Here is an 18,668-nt window from a genome sequence, read left to right on the forward strand (position 1 = left end):
GCAGCCACCCCATTCCATTAATGCAATCAATTACAGAAGTACCTAACGCCCTCTAGACGACCTACCGGAACCAAACATTATTCCCTGCTCCCGCTCGCACCAAATCCGAAGCGGAATCGTGAGGAAACGCCGCCCTCTCACTGTGAGAGCCGGCAACGGCATGTAGACGCGCGACGGCGGTTATACCTTGCACGAAATCGAAAACCGATTCTGGCGGCCGGCCCCTCTTCCGCCAACTCCGTTTAGATGATCTTGCTGCTCTTCGCTTTCGGAAGCGGTATTTGCGGCATTTCGATCGAGGGCCCCCGCAGACGCGATCGACGTGTGAAACCTGTGCTCCTTTTGCAGAGAGAGAGAGAGACGGTTAGGCGCGATGGCCATTTCCGCTGTCGGGAGCTATTTTGGTGTAAGAATAGGCTCTTAGGGAAATCAAACACTTAATCAGAGCCAGCATGCTTGGGGAATATGCATTAAATTCAACAATATCGCTGGGTTCGACCTGATCTTAGGTTCCCATTCGCAGTTGCGCGCGCTGGCTGAGGTCTACGCATGCGCTGGCTCGGCAGCGAAATTCGTGAAAGAATTCGTAGCCGCATGGACAAAGGTGATGAATCTCGATCGATTCGAATTGGCGTGAGTCGTTCGGACTTTGGCGGCGATATAAGCAGCCATGTCGGAAGACTCGTTTCGACATGGCGCACATGACCGAGAATGTGGAGGACAGAACATGGCGAAGAAAAAGGACTCGATCGACATAGGCATCGCGGAAGACCAACGCGCACGTATCGCGGACGGCCTGTCGCGTCTGTTGGCGGATTCCTATTCCCTCTACCTGATGACGCACAATTTCCATTGGAACGTGACAGGACCGATGTTCAACACGCTGCATCTCATGTTCATGCAACAGTACACGGAGCAGTGGGCGGCTCTCGATTTGATTGCGGAGCGCATCCGTTCCCTCGGATTCCACGCCCCCGGCACCTACAAGGAACTCTCGAAGCTCGCCTCAATACAGGAAGTTGAGGGAACTCCGAAGGCTATGGATATGGTTCGTCATCTCGTGAGCGCGCAGGAAGCGACTGCGCGCACGGCCCGCGGGCTGTTCCCGTTAGTGGAAGAGGCGAGCGACGAGCCAACATCCGATCTCCTGACGCAGCGCCTGATGGTTCACGAAAAAACCGCGTGGATGTTGCGCAGTCTACTGGATGAATAAGGGTCGCTAGTTGTGAACCCGTAACGTCGATGACTCAATGCTTCCGACTTTGACCTGCCCCCGAACTTTCATCCAGCAGCAATTAGAGTCCCTGCATTTGATACGCCCGAGGGCGCAGATGTAGCAACAGGCGATCGGCGGAGCTGGTCGGGGTTGCGCAGCCGATCGCCTGTTGCGGTGAGATTGGCCGCATAGTCCGCTGGCGTCGCGTAGCCGAGCGAAGAATGCGGGCGTCGATGATTATAGTCGCTTACCCATTCGCCGATCTTCGCCCGCGCGTGGTCGAGGCCGAAAAACAGCGTCTCATTCAGAAGCTCATCGCGCATGCGCCCGTTGAAGCTCTCGCAAAAGCCGTTCTGCATCGGTTTGCCCGGCGCGATGTAATGCCATTCGATCCTGCTTTCGCTTGCCCAGGAGAGAATGGCGTTTGAGGTGAACTCCGTCCTGTGATCGGAAACGATCATGCCCGGCTTGCCGCGCCGCCGGATCAGCGCCGACAGCTCACGGGCGACGCGCTTGCCGGAGATCGACGTGTCGGGGATCGCCGCCAGACATTCCCGCGTCACGTCGTCGACGATATTGAGGATGCGGAAACGCCGGCCGTAGGCGAACTGGTCATGCACGAAGTCCAGAGACCCAGCGCGCATTCGGCTTCGCCTCTGCGAGGATCGTCGCCCGCGTTCCGACAGCGCGGCGGCGGGCGCGGCGCTTGCGCACCGTGAGCCCTTCCCCACGATAGAGCCGGTAGATGCGGTTCTTGCCCGAGCGCTCGCCTTCCTGACGCAGCAGGACGAACAGCCGCCGGTAGCCGAAGCGGCGGCGCGCGTTGGCGAGTTCCCGAAGCTTTTCGCGCAATGTCGCATCGGCTTGACGCTTCGCGACATAACGAACCGTCGTGCGGTCGACGGCGACGATGCAGCAGGCCCGACGCTCCGACAGGCCCATCACGGCCCGCAGGTGCGCGACGGTTTCGCGCTTGACGGCGGGCCCTACCATTTTTTTCCCAGAAGCTCCCGGAGCGCTGCCGCCTCGAGCATCTGATCCGCCAGGAGCTTCTTCAGCTTTGCGTTCTCCTCCTCCAGCGCCTTCAGCCGCTTCGCTTCCGAAACGTCCATGCCCCCGAATTTGGCTTTCCAATTGTAGAGCGTCGCTTCCGAAACCCCGTAACCTGCTCCCGACTTTCATACAGCGGCGAGTTGAGTCCTTTGGGTTGTTGAAGCGCATGGGAATGGAACCGCGCCGTAAAAACGCCGATGCTCAATATTTCGGCGAAGTGCTTTATATATGTAATTGAAATACATAACGCGTAGACTTCAGATGCGCCGGCCGCCGGTCGAGATCTTCCGTTCCCGGATCGGCGACGATAAGGGGTGAACACAATGGGCCGAACAGCCGGCATTTCGATCGAAGGCCCCCGCATACGCGATCGACGTGTGACGCCTGTGCTCCTTTTGCCGAGAGAGGGACGGTTTGGCGCGATTGGTATTTCCGCCATCGGCGTGAGTCTCGCGACGCTTTCGATCTCGGCGGTTCGTGCGCAGGTCGCACCGACCGAGCTCCCGACCCTCGATGTCGCCGCGGAAGGTGCACCGACCAACACCCCGACGGATGTCGCCGCGGGAGACGCGCCGACCAACACCGCGACCGTCGAGGGCGGTTATCGAGTCAAAAACGCCTATGTCGGGCCATTCGGCGAGAGGGCCCTGGTCGACACGCCGTTCTCGATCAACGTCGTGCCGCTCGATCTCATGAAGAACCAGCAATTGCTCAGTCTGCGCGAAGCCTTTCGACTCATTCCCTCGGTGCAGGGCGAAAATATCCGTCCGCAGACGCGCGGCATGCAGGCGGGAGTGGTGCAGAACACGCGCATCGACGGGCTGAATATTGCAGCGACGACCGATTATCCCCTCGAGCAATTCGAGCGCATCGAAGTGCTGAACGGTTTGTCGAGCGCGATCTATGGCCCGTTCAATCCGGCAGGCACCTTCAACTACGTCCTCAAGCGGCCGACGGAAGCGCCGTTGCGCGAAGTAACTTTATCCTATCTGTCGCGAAGCGCCTGGTTCGGTCACGCCGATCTCGGCGGCTTTCTCGACCCCGAACGCCGTTTCGGCTACAGGCTGAATCTGCTCCAGCAAAATGGCGAGACCTATGTCGACGGCAGCCAGTCGAAGCGCCAACTGGCGAGTCTCGCCTTCGACATTCATGCGACGCCAAACACCGTGCTCGAAACCAATGCGAGCTTCTACAATTTCGTGACCAAAAATCTGCCGGGCACATTCACGCTCGGTCGCAAAGCCACGATATTTCCTGCGGCGCCCGATCCTACTCGGCAGGGCTATGGACAGACCTTCGGGGGCGACGACAATCAGACGGCGATCTTCAGCGGCAGGCTGCGTCATGATTTCGATCAGGACTGGCGTCTGACATTGGGCCTCTTGCGTCAATCTAACGATCGCGCCTCGACTGTTCCGACCAATACGCTGACCGACAATTTCGGGAACTATACGACGACGGCCGCGACGACCACATTCTCCTTGGACACGGTGCTCAGCAATCAGGCCGCCCTAAACGGGCGTTTCTTCACTGGCCCTGTCTCTCATGATGTCGTCTTCGCCAATAATGGCTTCCTCTGGGACCGCTATAGTCCCTATGTGCTCGGCCCCGTCACGCTCGGCAGCGCCAATCTCGCCAATCCGGCCCTGTTTGCAGCCCGTTCCTTTCCCGATTTCAAGAGTCGCTTTCTTTCGGTCGAGACCTTGCAGCAATCGTTCACCGTCGGCGACGTCATCGGCTTCGGCGAACATTGGGGCGCGCAATTCGCGCTATCACAGAGTTGGATCAATGCGCGGAACCTGAACAGCGCCGGCGTGACGACCAGCGCCTTTAACACGAGCGGCGTGAGTCCGACGGCGAGCCTATTATTCAAGCCGCTGCGCAATCAAACCGCTTATCTGACCTATTCGGAAAACCTGCAGCAAGGCGACACGGCGCCAAATGGCGTCGCCAACGCCGGGGCCGTTCTCGCCCCCTTCCGCGCCAAACAATGGGAGCTCGGCTATAAGATCGATCTCGAGCGCATCGATCTGCGAGCGGCTCTGTTCCAGATCGAGCGGCCCTTTGCCTATACAGTCAACAATGTCTATGGCGTCAATGGTAAGCAGATCAATCGCGGCGTCGAGTTGACGGCGTCAGGAAAGGCGACCGACGACCTCACCGTCTTCGCCGGTCTCTCCCTGCTCGACCCGAAACTCTATGACACCGGCTCGGCGCTAACAAGCAACAAGCAGATCCTCGGCCTGTCCCACATAGTATTCAATATTCTGATGGATTATAGGATCCCGTTCGGGCCCGGACTCGCAGCCAACGCTAATATCAATTTCGCCAGCAACCGGCCCGGCAATTACGCGAACACGACCTTCGTCGACGGCTACACCGTCGCCGATCTCGGTCTACGTTACAGCACGCGTCTGATGGACCGCGAGGTGACGTGGCGCCTAAATGTCTACAATATTACGAACGCGCATTATTGGGCCAATGTCGCCCCGACTGGCCAGAATGGTTACAACAGCACGGATTTCGGCACCGGTACGCTCGGCGCGCCACGCACGTTGCGTTTTTCCATGCAGATGGAGTTCTGATCATGCGGATCTCACGAGTCCGGCACATCGTCGCGATGTCACTCCTTCTTTCGCCACTCCCGCCATGCGCCGCGGAGGAGGTTCCTGGCGACCCCTCGCTTCACATTCATGCCGCAGGCAGCCTCGGCGGCGCCCTGCGCGCCATCGCCGCGCAGTACCAACTGGAGACGGGCGAGAAAATCACCATGGTTTTCGGCCCTTCAGGCCTGCTGCGCGAGGGCATAGAAAAGGGGAATGAGGCCCATCTCTTCCTCTCCGCGGACCGACAGCATCCCGAGAGGCTCGCCGCTGAAGGAAAGGCGGCGGCGCCGGTTATTTTCGTCCGCAACACACTCTGCGCCACGGCGCGCGCCGACCACACGCTGACTACGGACGGGCTTCTCGATTATATGCTCGATCCGGCAACAAAGATCGGCACATCGACTCCCAAAGCTGATCCCGGGGGTGATTACGCGATGGCTCTGTTCGCCAAGGCCGAGACCGTGCATAAGGGCGCAGAGCAAATCTTGCGAGAGAAGGCGCGAGCGCTCGTGGGCGGAGCCCTGCCGAAGCCATCGGATATGCAGCCAAAGGCGGGAGGCGAACAAGGCGCCCCGGCGCCGACAAAACAATTTCTGCTCAACGGAACGGTCGATCTCTTCATCGGCTATTGCAGCCGGCGGGAGACGCGTCGCGATCCAGATCTCATCAGCGTGCCGGCGCCGAAAGCGCTTGCCGTACGCGCCGATTACGCCTTGGCGTTGCTGCGCGACAAATCGCCAGAACGGCAGGCAGCGGCGGCTCGTTTTGCTCTGTATCTGATGACGCCGCGCGCGCAGGCGATCTTCGCCGACTACAATTTCACTCCAATCGTCGCGCCGTCGCACCTCGACTAAGGCGTGATCCACGCTTCCGAAATGGGCGCGCGGATCTCCAACAATAAAATGGGTGTCGGGGCGCGTCATCGAGCGGAATTCGCCAACCCCCGAAGCCCAAAAATGTTGCCCCACGAAATTGCGGCGACGTTCCGCATAAACTCGCGCCAAATGGATCGCGCTCTTACCCTTGATGTAACCCACGACCTGAAAAACCGCGTATTTCGGCGGGATCGCGATCATCATGTTCACTGATCGGGTGAAACGGACCGATCGATAACGCGCAGCCCATGATCTCATGGCTATTCGCGGAGACAGTTTGAATTATATCGTTTGAGTCTTTTAAGCCGAACAATTGGACATATTTGCATTTCCTAAGATGGAAACGGCGATCGAAATTGACCATGGAATCGACCATCGATAGTGAGTTACCTGGGCCGTAGACTCATAAGCGATGGAGCCACAACCGCATTGAGGCGAGTTGGACCATAGCAAGGAAGTTCTCGGCCAATTTGTCGTATCGGGTCGCGACCCTACGGAAGTGCTTCAATTTGGAGAAGAAGCGCTCGATCAGATTTCGCTCGCGGTAAAGCCAGGTGCTGAAATATGGTTTCGACCGTCGGTTGGCCTTGGGCGGGATATAGGCGAAGGCTCCTTTTTCGCGGAGGGAGGCCCGGATGCGATCGGCATCATATGCCTTATCGGCCAGCACGTTCCGGCGGCAACATGATCGAGCTCGCCAGCAGCTTGGCCGTCATGGTTTTGCTGGCGGTCAGGCTCAGGCGGATCGGGAGGCCTTGCCCGTAGACGACCGCATGGATTTTGGTCGTGTGCCCGCCTCGGGAGCGACCGACACAAAGATCTCGATCCCCCTTTTTGCCGTCGCGGCCTGCTGGTGAGCGCGAACAGAAGTGCTGTCGATCATGTGGATGTCGCCATCGTGCGGGGCGGGGATGGCATCCATCATTCGATCCCGCACGCCTGCTTTCCGCCATCGCACAAAGCGGTTGTAGCAGGTTGTGCGCGGTCCCTAGCGTTCCGGCAGGTCGCGCCACGGCGCACCGGATCGCAGAAGATGCCATTCAGCACGCGACGGTCATCAACGCGCGGCACGTCTCGCGGTTTGTTAGGCAACAGCGGTTCGATCACGTGTCATTCGAAGTCTGTTAGGTCCTATCGGCTCATTCCGCGGCTGAGTCAGAGTTTCGGGCGAAGGGAAGACGTCCTCTGCCGTCCTGATTGTTAAACCCCTCAGCCCCATCTAAGCTTACCATATGAGTACCTCTGACGCCGAATTGCTGATCACCAAAATTGTGGCGAGAGTCGAATCAGCCATCGAACTGGCACGCCATCGCCTCGAGACCGAGACGGTGGATTGGCGGAGCAATTGCTACCGGAATCTCGCAACCATCCTGGAAACACACAAAACATCGTTGCAGCAAGGGCAGCTCAGTACTCCCGGCGCTGGGGTAGGCTGGGGGGCTGGCAAAGCCATTTCCGAATGGGGACTGGATGATGCCGAGATCAGCGCGGCCGTTGAGGCGGCAGAAGGACTCTATCGCGAGGGCCGTTGACATTCCCGCATGCGCCTGCCGATTACTTTAATGAGTTCACGGCCTAGATCCTTCGCCCCCTTTATATTTGTTTATTAGGCCCCTCTCCCCATTTCTGACGCTCGGCGCCGGCCAGCCCGGCGCAACCCTCGATTAGGACATCCTATGGAGCGGGCACCATTGCTTTTACCCGGCGGACATAGGGTCTAGCGCGGTAGAAGATGCCCTATGCTGCGCTCTACCGCCAAAGCAATGCGCGCCTCGAGTCCCTCGTTGCTGACCTCGTAATTTGTGAAATCGCCGTCATTTGCAAAAACGCCGATCGGCAGTGTCAAGGACTGGAAGAAGCTGAACAGCGGTCGAAGCTGATGATCAATGACCAACGCATGGCGATCGCTGCCCCCGCAAGCCGAGAGCAAGACGGGCTTACCGATCAAGGCTTCGTGGTCTATGAGATCGAAGAGATGCTTGAAAAGCCCAGTGTAGGATCCCCGATAGACCGGCGTCGAAACCACGAGCGCGTCTGCCGACTCAATTCTACGGATTGCTTCGGCGATGAGCGGGGGCGCGCCTTTCGGAGAGAGGACGCCGCCTAGTTCGGGGGCCAGATCGGCGATCTCTACGGAATGGATGTCGAAAGGTCCGTGACTGGCGAGCTTTCTCGCAATGGTGGCGGCGAGGGCAGCCGAGCGTGAAGGCCGACTCAAGCCGCCCGAGACTGTGACAAGTTTCACTATGCTCATCTCTATCCTTGGTCTGTTTCAGTTTCAGGCGTTTTGGAGTTGAGCCAAGGCGGAAGAGGCGACTCGAGTGAGGTCGAGTTGATGACGCATCCGTCGGCTCTTGGTTTCCAAATAGCGGATGTTTTCATGCGTTGCCGCCGCATGGAGAGACACAACCTCCTTGACTGCGACGCCCAGCGACGTCAGCGCTTCTGTCTTGGCGGGATTGTTGGTCATCAGGCGGACGCTGGTCACGCCAAGGAGACTCAGGATTCCCGCCGCGGCGGCATAGCTTCTGCCGTCGACCGGCAAACCGAGCATCAAATTCGCATCGACTGTGTCCGCTCCTTGATCCTGTAGCTCGTACGCGCGTAATTTTTGCGTCAGTCCAATCCCCCGCCCCTCGTGGCCTCGGAGATATATCAAGACTCCTCTGCCCTCCTGCGCGATACGCTCCAACGCGAGATTAAGCTGGGATCCGCAATCGCATCGCAGGGAGCCAAGAAGGTCGCCCGTCAGGCACTCTGAATGCATTCTGACCAACGTACCGTCCCCTTCGACTGGCCCCATGACAATCGAAAGGTGTTCTGCCCCGTCCGCAGCTCTGAAAATATGGGCGGTAAAATCGCCATGACGCGTCGGCAAACGTGAAACGGATATGCGCTTGGGCAGCTCATTTTGCTTTTGCCGATAGGCGATGAGATCACCAACTGTGATTATTGGAAGTTCATGACGTTTCGCGAATTCGATTAGCTCCGGCCGCCGCGCCATTTCGCCGTCGTCGCGAACGATTTCACAGAGTGCGCCAACGGGCGCGAATCCGGCGAGGGAGGCGAGTTCGCTGGCCGCCTCAGTATGCCCAGGGCGACCGAGGATACCATCAGGGTGTCGCCGCAGAGGAAAGACATGGCCTGGACGCAGGAAACTGTCAGCCCCTCTCGCCGAGGAGCCAAGCGCGCGCACGGTGGCGCTCCTTTCGCTCGCGGAGATGCCGGTGGTAGAGCCCTGAAGATCGACCGAGACTGTAAAGGCGGTGCCATACGCGTCGTCGCTCCGAGGAACCATCAATGGAAGCTCCAAGCGGTCCGCCCATTCATTCGGCATGGCGACGCAGACGACGCCACTCGAATGACGAACGAGAAACGCCATTGCTTCCGCCGTCATTTTCTCCGCGGGGAGAATGAGGTCGCCCTCGTTCTCCCGGCTCTCGTCGTCAACGACGACGACAAATCGCCCGAGCCGTTGCGCCTCGATCGCCTGCTCAATTGTCGAAAAACTCATGCCTTCGTCCTTAGGAATAAAAGGAAGGCGTTGGATAGACGCCATTCAGCGCCCAATCGCCGATTTCTTTGAGTTTGTGATCGAGCGGATCATGCAGCGTATGCGTTCGCGCATTTCGCCAGAAACGGTCCAGCCGAAGGCGCGCCGTCGTCGCTCTAGCCCCCATCACATCGAACACACGGCTACCGACCTCGAGCGCTGCACGCGACCCAACGACTTTCGCGCTGGCGATCTCAATCGCCAAGGCGCCCCGCTCATCGGCCGAGATGGCGTCGCGCCTCGACCATGCATGTTGAAAGGCGGCTACTGCGTTGCTAGCAAGAGCTTCCGCAGCTTTAACCTGCGCCGTGAGTTCACCGAGCGTATGTAGGTTGAATGGATCCGAGCCGATGCGAGCGGCGCCGTCCGCGGGCAGGCCAAGGATATATGCAATTGCTTCACTGAGCGCGCCACGCGCGAGTCCCGTGTAGATGTTGACGAGAATGAGCTGGGCTAGACAGGGCCGCAAGGCGCCAAAGGGTGAACCGAGCGGCCCGGGCGAAAGGAGGAGCTCGTCCGAAGTCACGCTGACATTCGAGAAGGAAACCGAGCCGCTATCGGTCTGCCGTTGTCCCATATTGTCCCAATCATGATGAACGGTAACTCCCGCTCGCCGCGTCGGGAAGGCGGCGACTTTGAGTTTGCCATCTACATCATGCGCGGAAACGATGAGCATGTCAGAATCAGTTGCGCCCGAGCAGAAGCTCTTTTCGCCGTCGAGTCGAAATCCGTCTGCGTCAGCCCACAACTTGAGGCGCGCATCCTTCGGATTGAGCGCGTTGCCCCAAAACCAATTCTCGCGCGCGCTGCACGCCATCAGATTGCGGGACTGTTCGGCAGAGCCGAAAAATTGTAGCGTCGCGATCATGAGATGATGAAACGCAAAGAGATGCGCGAGCGAACTATCAACCGCGGCGATCTTTCTGACGATCTCGAAAATGTTGATCCAGTCGGCCCCAGCCCCCCCGAGTTCCTTCGGAATCGACAGTTGCAGCAACCCGCTCTCACGAATGAAATCGCGTTCGCGCTTCGCCGTCCCGCCTTCACGATCGCGCTCGGCGGCCGTCTTCGCTAAAGCGAAGAGAAGCTTGTCGAGAACCGCTGCTTCGTCGCGAGCGTCGCGGCTTGAAGATCTCGTCATCTCTTTTCTCCGCTTATACGGCCGATGGCGCCGCGGCGGACGAGGTCTTCGCGGTCGCGGCGATGCTTCCGAACGGGCCGGTAATTTTGCGACCCGGCAGAACCCCACGGGGACCAATCCCAAACCTCGGGAAAAGTAATTCGGCAAAGCGATAGGCTTCTTCCAAATGAGGATAGCCCGACAGCACAAAGCTATCGACGCCGAGCGCTTGATATTCGCGCAGCCGGGCCTCAATTTGATCGGGATTTCCGACGAGGGCCGTCCCGGCGCCGCCGCGCTTCAGGCCTACGCCGGCCCAGAGGTTTGGACTGACCTCGAGATCCTCCCGCGCGCGGCCTGCGCCTTTCCGCAATTGCAACATGCGTTGCTGGCCCACGGAGTCCATGCGTTCGAAGGTCGAGAGCGCGTCTTTAACCGCCGCGTCATCAAGCCGGCTGATCAACTGCTCTGCGGCATGCCAGGCTTCTTCTTCCGTTTCCCTTACAATCACATGCAGGCGAACCCCGAAGCGCAAGGTGCGCCCATATTGCGCGGCGCGCGCCTTGACGTCGGCAATTTTTTCAGCAACCGCGGCCGGCGGCTCGCCCCATGTGAGATAAGCGTCCACCGATCGGGCGGCGAGATCATGCGCCGGCGCCGACGAACCCCCGAAGTAAAGCGGCGGCCTTGGCTGCTGTACCGGCGGGAATAGAAGCTTACCTCCTTCAATCGAGAAGAACTCGCCCTGAAAGTTCACGCTACCTTCCACGTGGCTCGCGCGTAAAATTTCATCCCAAGCGTCGACGAATTCAGCGGAGAGGGCGTAGCGTTGCGCATGATCCAAAAACAGACCGTCTCCTGCGAGTTCCTCCGGATCGCCGCCAGCCACGAGATTGATTAGCAGCCGACCCTGCGAAAGACGATCTAGCGTCGCCGTCATACGCGCGGCGAGCGCTGCTTGCATGAGGCCAGGTCGCAGCGCGACAAGGAACCGAAGGTTTCGAGTCGAGCTGATGAGGCTAGAGGCTACAATCCATGGATCTTCACATGAGCGACCACTCGGGATCAAAACGCCATAGTAGCCCAGATTATCCGCAGCGATTGCGATTTGCTGATTATATTCAAAGTTCGCCGTACGGGCGCCTTCCTCCGCGCCGAGATACCGAGAGTCGCCATGCGTCGGAATGTACCACAATATTTCCATGATGCGTTCCATGATCGAGGGGAAGGCCTGCAGCCGCCGCGATTGTTGCCTGAGCATTCCAGGCTATTGGCGCAAGACTTGGGCCAGCATCGAAACCTTGCAATTGCGGGAGGAATCAATATGCGCTGCTGCAAATGCAGCAGCGCATATCGGGCCTCTGCGGCGCCTGCAACAGTAGCGCCTATGCGATATCGAGGCCCAAGACTCTGACCGCGTTGCGCCATGCAACCTTCTCCGCAATTTCATCTGGCAGACGAAGCCCCGCGAACTCCGTGATGCTCTGCCCGATCGGTCGGAACGGGTAAGACGAACCGAACAGAAGCTGGTCGCTCAGAAATCCCTTTGCAGCCTCGGCATAACGCTTGCCGCCCGGCGCAAAGAGATACATGTCGGGGGAAACGAAAACATTTTCATGCCGGAACGCCACGCCAAGCATGGCATCGATCTGCGGATAGAAGGCATGACAGCAGATGAGCGAGAGATTGGGAAAAGCCCTCGCGACCCGGTCGACAGCAAGCGGGTCATTGTGCCGCAAATCGGGTGTGGTCGGACCTGACATCAAAAACACCGGCGCATTCTCCTTTTCGCAAGCCGCATAGATCGGAAAGAGCGTTTCGTCGTCATGAGCGATCGGCCGACCGTAAAAACCGGGATCCACATTGATGCCGATCAACTGCAGGGAATCCAAGCAACGGTGAACCTCTCGAACCGCCTCGTCGCCTGGAAGCGCCTGAGGATCAACCGAACCAACGCCGAGAAGACGCCCCGCGGAGCGTTGAGATAATCCCGAAAGCGCATCGTTCGAAATTCGCACCTGCGGCGTGCTTCGGCCGACCATGATCGCGACGTCGATCGACGCCTGCTCGATCTCTTTTATGAACGACGGCAAATCAGGCGACCGCGTGAAGTGGTCTATATCCCTCGAGCCCAAGCGCCGATTGACCCAGCGAACTGTCTCAAATTCCGGGGAAGACGGATCCGCCCCGAAGAATGGATGAAGAAAAGAGGGCCGCGCGCGCATGTCCACGACATGCCGCGTCAATTTTTGTGAAGTCATTTCGCCTCTTGATCTTTCCCGTTGATTTTAGCGCGACGCGCGCTCTGCGGGCCGACCAACTCAGCAAGCATGGCGCCGCGCGAACGACGCCGCAATTTTCGGGTCGCAACAGACTTCTCCGAAGCGCTGCTGCTGCAAATGCAGCAGCATAACCGGCGCCCGTTGTTGCAATTGCAAATTACGCCGCTCGAAGGTCGGGGTCATCCCATTGATTTTACGCAGTCATAAGCTTTGGCACGCCGCCTGCTGTTACCGACTGACACACAGGCCGCTCCTCCTCAAGCGCGTAGCGCATGAAGCCGCGGTACGGATTCCATGCGGCTCTCACGAAAGGAGACGGTTATGACTGGCGCGTCCTCGCCTTCATCGCAGCAGGATACACAACCCATTAAATTCGCCTATTGGGTTCCCAATGTTTCCGGCGGTCTCGTGATCAGCAAGATCGAACAGCGGACAAGTTGGGATATCGACTACAACCGAAAGCTTGCTCAGATCGCGGAAGCCTCCGGCTTCGAATATGCTCTAACGCAAATTCGCTTCACTGCGGGATATGGAGCAGAGTATCAACACGAATCTGTAAGTTTCTCCCATGCTCTGCTTGCCGCGACGGAAAAACTCAACGTCATCGCCGCAATTTTGCCGGGTCCTTGGCATCCCGCGGTGATCGCGAAGCAAGTGGCGTCGATCAGCCAATTTACCGGTGGTCGGCTTGCGGTGAATATAGTTTCAGGATGGTTTCGCGGTGAGTTTCAGGCGATCGGCGAACCTTGGCTAGATCATGACGAGCGTTATCGCCGTTCAGAGGAATTCATCCGAGTCCTTCGTGGCGTCTGGTCCGAGGATAATTTCACCTTCGCGGGGGACTTTTATCGCTTCCGCAATTACACATTGAAACCCAAACCTTCATCCCCGCCGGAAGTCTTCCAGGGCGGCAGCTCCCGCGCCGCCCGCGACATGGCGTCGCGTGTGTCCGATTGGTATTTCACCAACGGCAACACGGTCGAGGGCGTCAAGAAGCAGGTCGACGACATCCGCGCCAAGGCGGCTCAGAGCGGCCATCATGTAAAGATCGGCGTCAACGCTTTCGCAATCGTAAGGGCGACGAAGGAAGAGGCGAACGAGGTCCTCGACGAGATCTTGTCTGGCGCTGATCCTGAGGCCGTGCGCGCGTTCCAACACGAAGTGCAGAACGCCGGCAATGCTTCCCCCGAGCGCGAGGGCAACTGGGCGAAATCGTCATTCGAAGATCTGGTGCAATACAACGACGGCTTCAGGACAAATCTCATCGGCGCGCCTGACGAAGTGGCGCAACGCATAGTCGAACTGAAATCCGTCGGCGTCGATCTCGTTCTCCTTGGCTTCCTGCACTTCCAAGAGGAAGTCGAGTTTTTTGGCAAGCACGTGATCCCCTTGGTGCGTGCCTTGGAAGCAAAAGAAGCGGCGCGGACCGCCGCCTGAACCCGGCAAGCATGCCGGGCAAAGCGCATATCTCCCTAGGAAGGCGTGAAAACATGTCGGACAATAAAAAAGAGGCTTTCGCGAAACTCGACGACGTCATCGAGAAGGTCGTGGCAGCCAATGCGGAACGCAACGATGAGCAATCCATCTTTCCTAGGGAAAACCTGGATGCGCTCGCGGTCGCAGGTTGGACGCGTGTCTTGATCCCCGAGGAATATGACGGACTGGGCTTCGATCACCTGGCCTTTTCCGAGGCGGCATACCGTATCGGACAAAAGGACGCCTCGACCGGGCTCGTCTATGTCATGCATGTCGGCGCCGCTCAGACGCTCAATCTCTATGGCACGCATGATCAGAAGTTGCGCTGGTTGAAACCGCAAAATGGCAAGCATTTGCTCGGCACCTATTCGACGAGCGAACGCGCCTCAGGTGGCCATTGGTGGTATAATTTTTCGGAAGCATCCCGCGATGGCAGTGACTATATCGTCAACGCGGAAAAGTCCTTCACCACCTCCGCGGGCAAGGCGGATTACTACATCACGCAAACGCGCACGCCTGGCGCACGTGACCAATCCGACATCTCTTTCTTCATCGTGGATAGCGCGACGCCTGGAATCACGCCTGGTCCGTGGAACGCGTTGGGCGTGCGTGGCAATCACTCTGGCCCCATTCGATATGACGGCGTGAAAGTGCCGCAACGGGATCGGCTTGGCGCGGAAAACCAGGGAAAAGACATTATCTACAACGGCGTTTCGCCGGTCTATCTGATCGGACTCGGCGCTGTTTGGGAGGGCGTCGCCCGCGGCGCCTATGATACGGCGGTCGCGCACATCAAGAACTCGATCCATAGGGACACCAACAAGCGTCTCGCGGATTATCAGGCGGTCAGACAAGAACTCGCAAAAGCGAAAGTCCAGATCGAGTCGCTTGGCCCCTGGCGCCGCGAGCTCGCCGCGCGGCTCGACGCGCTGTGGCGCGCCAACGCTCCACAAGCCGAGCTGTTGATAGCTCTGACGGAATTCAAAGTCCACGCTTCGGAAATCGCGAATCTTTCCGCTGGCGCGGCCCTCACTGTCACTGGAGGATATGGGTACAAGAAGGGCGCCTTGGAGCGCTATTTCCGCGACGCCCGGGCCGGCATCGGAATGGGACCCTCCAACATCATCGCGCGGGACTGGATCGGCAAGGCATCCGTGGGGCTGCCCTTGGAGTTGTTCTACGAAAACGGTGAATAAGGCTTCCCCAACATCCACAATTTTACATCAAGGAATGGAGGCGGATTCCTTCATTCCATGACCTCCAAGGAAAGAGTCCATGAAAGAACTCGCGTTCTTATCGTTCGCGGTATACGCTCTCGCATCCAACGTTGCGTCGGGAGCGGATCTGCCGAGCAAGAAGCTTGCGCCCCCGCTACCTGCCGTCGCCGTCGATGATTATCAACCGTTCCAAATTCGCTTGCGTGCGACGGCGCTCATCCCCGACGGCTCCTTTACGATTTTCGATCGTTACGGAATTGTGCCCAGCGGCACAGGCATCGTGTCGGGCGTGCCTGGCGGAAAGATTTTTGGGGCCGGCGTGGATGTATCGAACTCGGTTATTCCGGAGATCGATCTCAGCTATTATTTCAATAAGAATTTCGCCGTCGAAACCATCGCGGGATATACGCGGCATAAGCTGACGGCGACAGGTCCGCTCGCCAATATCCCCGTTGGCTCGACAAACCTGCTCCCGGTGTCCTTACTCGCGCAATATCACTTCACTAATCTCGGCGCGTTTCAACCCTATATCGGCGTCGGCGTCACTTGGGCCGTGCCTTACGCTTATGGGCCCGGAAACGGCTGGACCCCGCTCGTCACCGCGCTTGGCTTCACCGGATTCAATTCTGTGCGAGATTTGCAAATCGGCCAATCCGTCGGTGTGGCCGGTCAAATTGGGTTCGATTATATGATCACGCCAAATATTGGCATAAACGTCGATCTTAAACGCATCATGGCTCAGCCCACAGCCTACGCGACGATTTACAACACTGCGCTTAATCAGAATATTTATGTCCGGGTGCAATCCAATCTTGACCCATGGCTCGCGAGCGTCGGCGCGACCTTCCGTTTCGGGGGCGCCTCTCCGGCGCCCGTGCTGGCAAAATATTAAGGAGGCGTCGCGGCTCGCTCTACGAGCCGCGCCACACCGCATCGGCAATAGCGGCTCGGGCGGGCAATTGGCCCGAGCTGAGGTAAGCGTCAGCGATTGCTTGCTGCTCCTCGATGATCTCATCGTCGAGAGGCTGCGGTCGGAACTCTAGCCGATTCAAATGACGCTCTGCGGCAGAGTGGTCGAGGTTCAAGCAACGGGCAATCGCCCTGAGATCGTTTGGCTGGCGGTCCGCTCGGCTCGCGCCCAGGGCACGAATCTCCGTGAAGATCGCTTCGATAATTTGTGGATGCCCGACGGCGAATAAGCGGCGCGCAACATAGAATTGTCGATTTACGACATGTTCTGAGCCATCGAGGAGAATTCGCGCGGCGTCATTGTCCCGCGCCACACTCAGGAGGGGCTCCCAAATCCCCCAGGCGTGGATAGCGCCGCCTTTGAGGTCGTCGAGCAAATCGAGACTGGGAGGGATGTATATTGGTTCAATATCCGCGCGCGAAAGCCCCCTCCTCTTCAGGGCCGTCATCAGGAAATAATCCGCATTCGACCAGCGGCTGAACGCGACTTTTTTTCCTCTCAAATCGTCGACGGTGCGGATGTTTCGATCTGCGACGACAATCGCGACGTCGCTGGGCGCCGGTGGCTCGAATCCTACGTAGAAGAATGACACCCCCATAGCGACGGCGAACACGGTTGCTGCTTCGCCGGTAACGCCAAAATCAATCTCACCGCGGCCTATTGCATCGAGTATGTCGGGCCCGGAATTGAACTCCCGCCATTCAGCGTGAAAGCCCAAGGACGCCAATCTGGCGTCGAGAGAGCCTAATGCTTTCAGGGCCGCGAGAGTGCCGAATTTCTGATAGCCCAGCCGGGTGACATTTACGTCTCTATCTCGGAATGAGCCCGTTTTCCCGGTCGGCGCACGGAATTTCTTGCGTGGTGCTATCATGCCCATATGAGCAAGATGCGTGCGCAATGCGTTGCGTGTCAGTCCGAGCTTTTCAGCGGCGTGCACTTGATTTCCGCCCTCGCGTTGGAGTGCGGTTGAGACAAGCGACCGAGTAACGAGCTCGAAAAGATTTGTTTCACCCCGAGAAATGGCCCCCTCGAAGAGTTGGCGAAGTTGTTCTTCGAAATCTATCGATGGTTCGAATTGAGCAGCCGCCGACTCGACGATCGGCACGTGCTGAACGAGCGAGCCATTCGTTAGTAGAAGTGCGTTGTGTAGAACGTTCTCAAGTTCGCGAATATTCCCAGGCCAACTATAATTCATCAGCTTTCGTAGCGCGTCAGGGGTCAGCTCGACATCACGTCGACCAAGCTTCTCTCCGTAAAGCTTTAGAAAGTATTCAGCTAGCGGCTTGACGTCCCCTTTTCGCGCGCGTAATGGCGGCAAATGAATCGTCGCGACATTCAACCGGTAGAATAGGTCGTTGCGAAAGGTCTTCGCTTGCACGGCCGCATCAAGATTGACGTTGGTCGCAGCGATGAGCCGAACATCAATTGGACGCGGGCGACGTGAACCGACACGAACGATTTCTCGCTCTTGCAAGACGCGCAACAACTTCACTTGCATGGGCGGCGGGAGGTCTCCGATCTCGTCAAGAAGCAGCGTGCCTCCGTTGGCGGCCTCGAACCAACCCATCTCTGTCTTCAAGGCGCCCGTGAACGCTCCTTTCTCATGCCCGAATAGTTCGGCTTCGATGAGCGTTTCACTGAACCCCCCGCAATTCACGGCAAGGAATGGTCCGTTTTTACGCTTGCTGTGGGCATGAATGTAACGTGCGACCAGCTCCTTTCCGGTCCCAGTCTCTCCGATGACCAAAACGGTGGCGTCACTTGGCGCGACTCGGAGGATGTCATCCTTCATCTGCAGCGACAATGGATCTTCGAACACAATCGCAGTGGCGCGACTTGTGGCGCCGCGTGGCACGCCGGAGACGGTCTCCACGCCCGCCCGGCTCTTGTCCTGAACCACAACAGAGAGGGACGAGGGGTCGCAAGCCATTTTTCACGCTCCGAATTGTTTATAATTCCTATAAACTAACTTTGCATCTATTTCAAACGGTTCTGTCGCAAATTTCCCATTCGGCAGGGCGCGAGGCACCAGTGCTCTCGAGGCCTACGCCGCAACAGCGTAGAATTGCCTCGTTCGGCTCATGTCCATGAGCTCGACGCAGGCGAGCGTCGTCGCGGCTGAGCGGCAGATCGGACGATGGGCGCGGCCTCTCAAGCGCAAGATCAAACACGCAGCCGTTGCGGCGCTGCCCCTCTCTTTCCTTCCGGCGCTTCTGGCGGGCCGTGGCGCAGCCGAATACGAATCGACGCCGATTTCGAGGCTACGCGGCCCGGACGCCGCTAGCGGCGCCCGACATTAG

The 18,668-nt window shown here is 58.3% G+C and carries 13 protein-coding genes and 3 pseudogenes; 7 read left to right on the forward strand and 9 right to left on the reverse strand.

What is annotated here, in order from left to right:
* Positions 1–727 precede the first annotated feature (727 nt).
* The gene (locus tag QMG84_RS19775; protein WP_281932523.1) at positions 728–1,213 is read left to right on the forward strand and encodes a Dps family protein; all 486 of its coding nucleotides are present in this window, start codon (positions 728–730) and stop codon (positions 1,211–1,213) included.
* A gap of 68 nt (positions 1,214–1,281) precedes the next feature.
* On the opposite strand, the pseudogene QMG84_RS19780 reads toward QMG84_RS19775, so the two are convergent.
* Positions 1,282–2,379 (reverse strand): annotated as a pseudogene (locus tag QMG84_RS19780) (IS3 family transposase); the annotation flags it as partial.
* A gap of 213 nt (positions 2,380–2,592) precedes the next feature.
* Between QMG84_RS19780 and QMG84_RS19785 the strand changes: the two are divergent.
* Positions 2,593–4,854, forward strand: a complete 2,262-nt coding sequence (locus tag QMG84_RS19785; protein WP_281932525.1) for a TonB-dependent receptor — start codon at positions 2,593–2,595, stop codon at positions 4,852–4,854.
* A gap of 2 nt (positions 4,855–4,856) precedes the next feature.
* A complete protein-coding gene (locus tag QMG84_RS19790) occupies positions 4,857–5,729 on the forward strand; it encodes a substrate-binding domain-containing protein (RefSeq protein WP_281932527.1) in 873 nt (290 codons plus the stop codon).
* A gap of 87 nt (positions 5,730–5,816) precedes the next feature.
* Here the strand turns inward: QMG84_RS19790 and QMG84_RS19795 are convergent.
* A pseudogene (locus QMG84_RS19795) lies at positions 5,817–5,960 on the reverse strand (transposase); the annotation flags it as partial.
* Between the two features lie 193 nt (positions 5,961–6,153).
* Positions 6,154–6,857: pseudogene (locus QMG84_RS19800) on the reverse strand (IS5 family transposase).
* Positions 6,858–6,982: 125 nt separating this feature from the next.
* On the opposite strand from QMG84_RS19800, the gene QMG84_RS19805 reads away from it, so the two are divergent.
* Positions 6,983–7,282 carry a hypothetical protein gene (locus QMG84_RS19805; protein ID WP_281932528.1) on the forward strand — a complete coding sequence of 100 codons (300 nt, stop codon included), beginning with the start codon at positions 6,983–6,985 and terminating at the stop codon, positions 7,280–7,282.
* Between the two features lie 185 nt (positions 7,283–7,467).
* On the opposite strand, the gene msuE is transcribed toward QMG84_RS19805, so the two are convergent.
* The 5 genes from msuE to QMG84_RS19830 form a co-directional block, all read right to left on the reverse strand.
* The gene (msuE, locus tag QMG84_RS19810; protein WP_281932530.1) at positions 7,468–8,004 is read right to left on the reverse strand and encodes an FMN reductase; all 537 of its coding nucleotides are present in this window, start codon (positions 8,002–8,004) and stop codon (positions 7,468–7,470) included.
* A 24-nt stretch (positions 8,005–8,028) separates the two neighbouring features.
* Complete coding sequence (gene ribB, locus QMG84_RS19815) at positions 8,029–9,264, reverse strand: 3,4-dihydroxy-2-butanone-4-phosphate synthase (RefSeq protein ID WP_281932532.1); 1,236 nt, start codon at positions 9,262–9,264, stop codon at positions 8,029–8,031.
* 10 nt (positions 9,265–9,274) lie between these two features.
* Positions 9,275–10,444 carry an acyl-CoA dehydrogenase family protein gene (locus QMG84_RS19820; RefSeq protein ID WP_281932533.1) on the reverse strand — a complete coding sequence of 390 codons (1,170 nt, stop codon included), beginning with the start codon at positions 10,442–10,444 and terminating at the stop codon, positions 9,275–9,277.
* 13 nt (positions 10,445–10,457) lie between these two features.
* A complete protein-coding gene (gene ssuD, locus QMG84_RS19825) occupies positions 10,458–11,627 on the reverse strand; it encodes an FMNH2-dependent alkanesulfonate monooxygenase (RefSeq protein ID WP_281932703.1) in 1,170 nt (389 codons plus the stop codon).
* Positions 11,628–11,808: 181 nt separating this feature from the next.
* On the reverse strand, positions 11,809–12,648 hold the full coding sequence (locus QMG84_RS19830) for an amidohydrolase family protein (RefSeq protein ID WP_281932704.1): 840 nt from the start codon (positions 12,646–12,648) through the stop codon (positions 11,809–11,811).
* Positions 12,649–13,026: 378 nt separating this feature from the next.
* On the opposite strand from QMG84_RS19830, the gene sfnG reads away from it, so the two are divergent.
* The 3 genes from sfnG (at position 13,027) to QMG84_RS19845 (ending at position 16,290) form a co-directional block, all read left to right on the forward strand.
* Positions 13,027–14,142 carry a dimethylsulfone monooxygenase SfnG gene (gene sfnG, locus QMG84_RS19835; RefSeq protein WP_281932535.1) on the forward strand — a complete coding sequence of 372 codons (1,116 nt, stop codon included), beginning with the start codon at positions 13,027–13,029 and terminating at the stop codon, positions 14,140–14,142.
* A gap of 53 nt (positions 14,143–14,195) precedes the next feature.
* Positions 14,196–15,377, forward strand: coding sequence for an acyl-CoA dehydrogenase family protein (locus QMG84_RS19840; RefSeq protein WP_281932537.1), 1,182 nt, complete (start codon positions 14,196–14,198; stop codon positions 15,375–15,377).
* A 79-nt stretch (positions 15,378–15,456) separates the two neighbouring features.
* Positions 15,457–16,290 (forward strand): OmpW/AlkL family protein, encoded by an 834-nt coding sequence (locus tag QMG84_RS19845; protein ID WP_281932539.1) that lies wholly within the window; start codon positions 15,457–15,459, stop codon positions 16,288–16,290.
* Positions 16,291–16,309: 19 nt separating this feature from the next.
* On the opposite strand, the gene QMG84_RS19850 is transcribed toward QMG84_RS19845, so the two are convergent.
* Positions 16,310–18,298 (reverse strand): sigma 54-interacting transcriptional regulator, encoded by a 1,989-nt coding sequence (locus tag QMG84_RS19850; protein ID WP_281932541.1) that lies wholly within the window; start codon positions 18,296–18,298, stop codon positions 16,310–16,312.
* Between the last annotated feature and the right edge of the window lie 370 nt (positions 18,299–18,668).

Origin of the sequence: Methylocystis iwaonis (genome assembly GCF_027925385.1) — a bacterium.
In the GTDB taxonomy this organism is placed as follows: Bacteria; Pseudomonadota; Alphaproteobacteria; order Rhizobiales; family Beijerinckiaceae; genus Methylocystis; species Methylocystis iwaonis.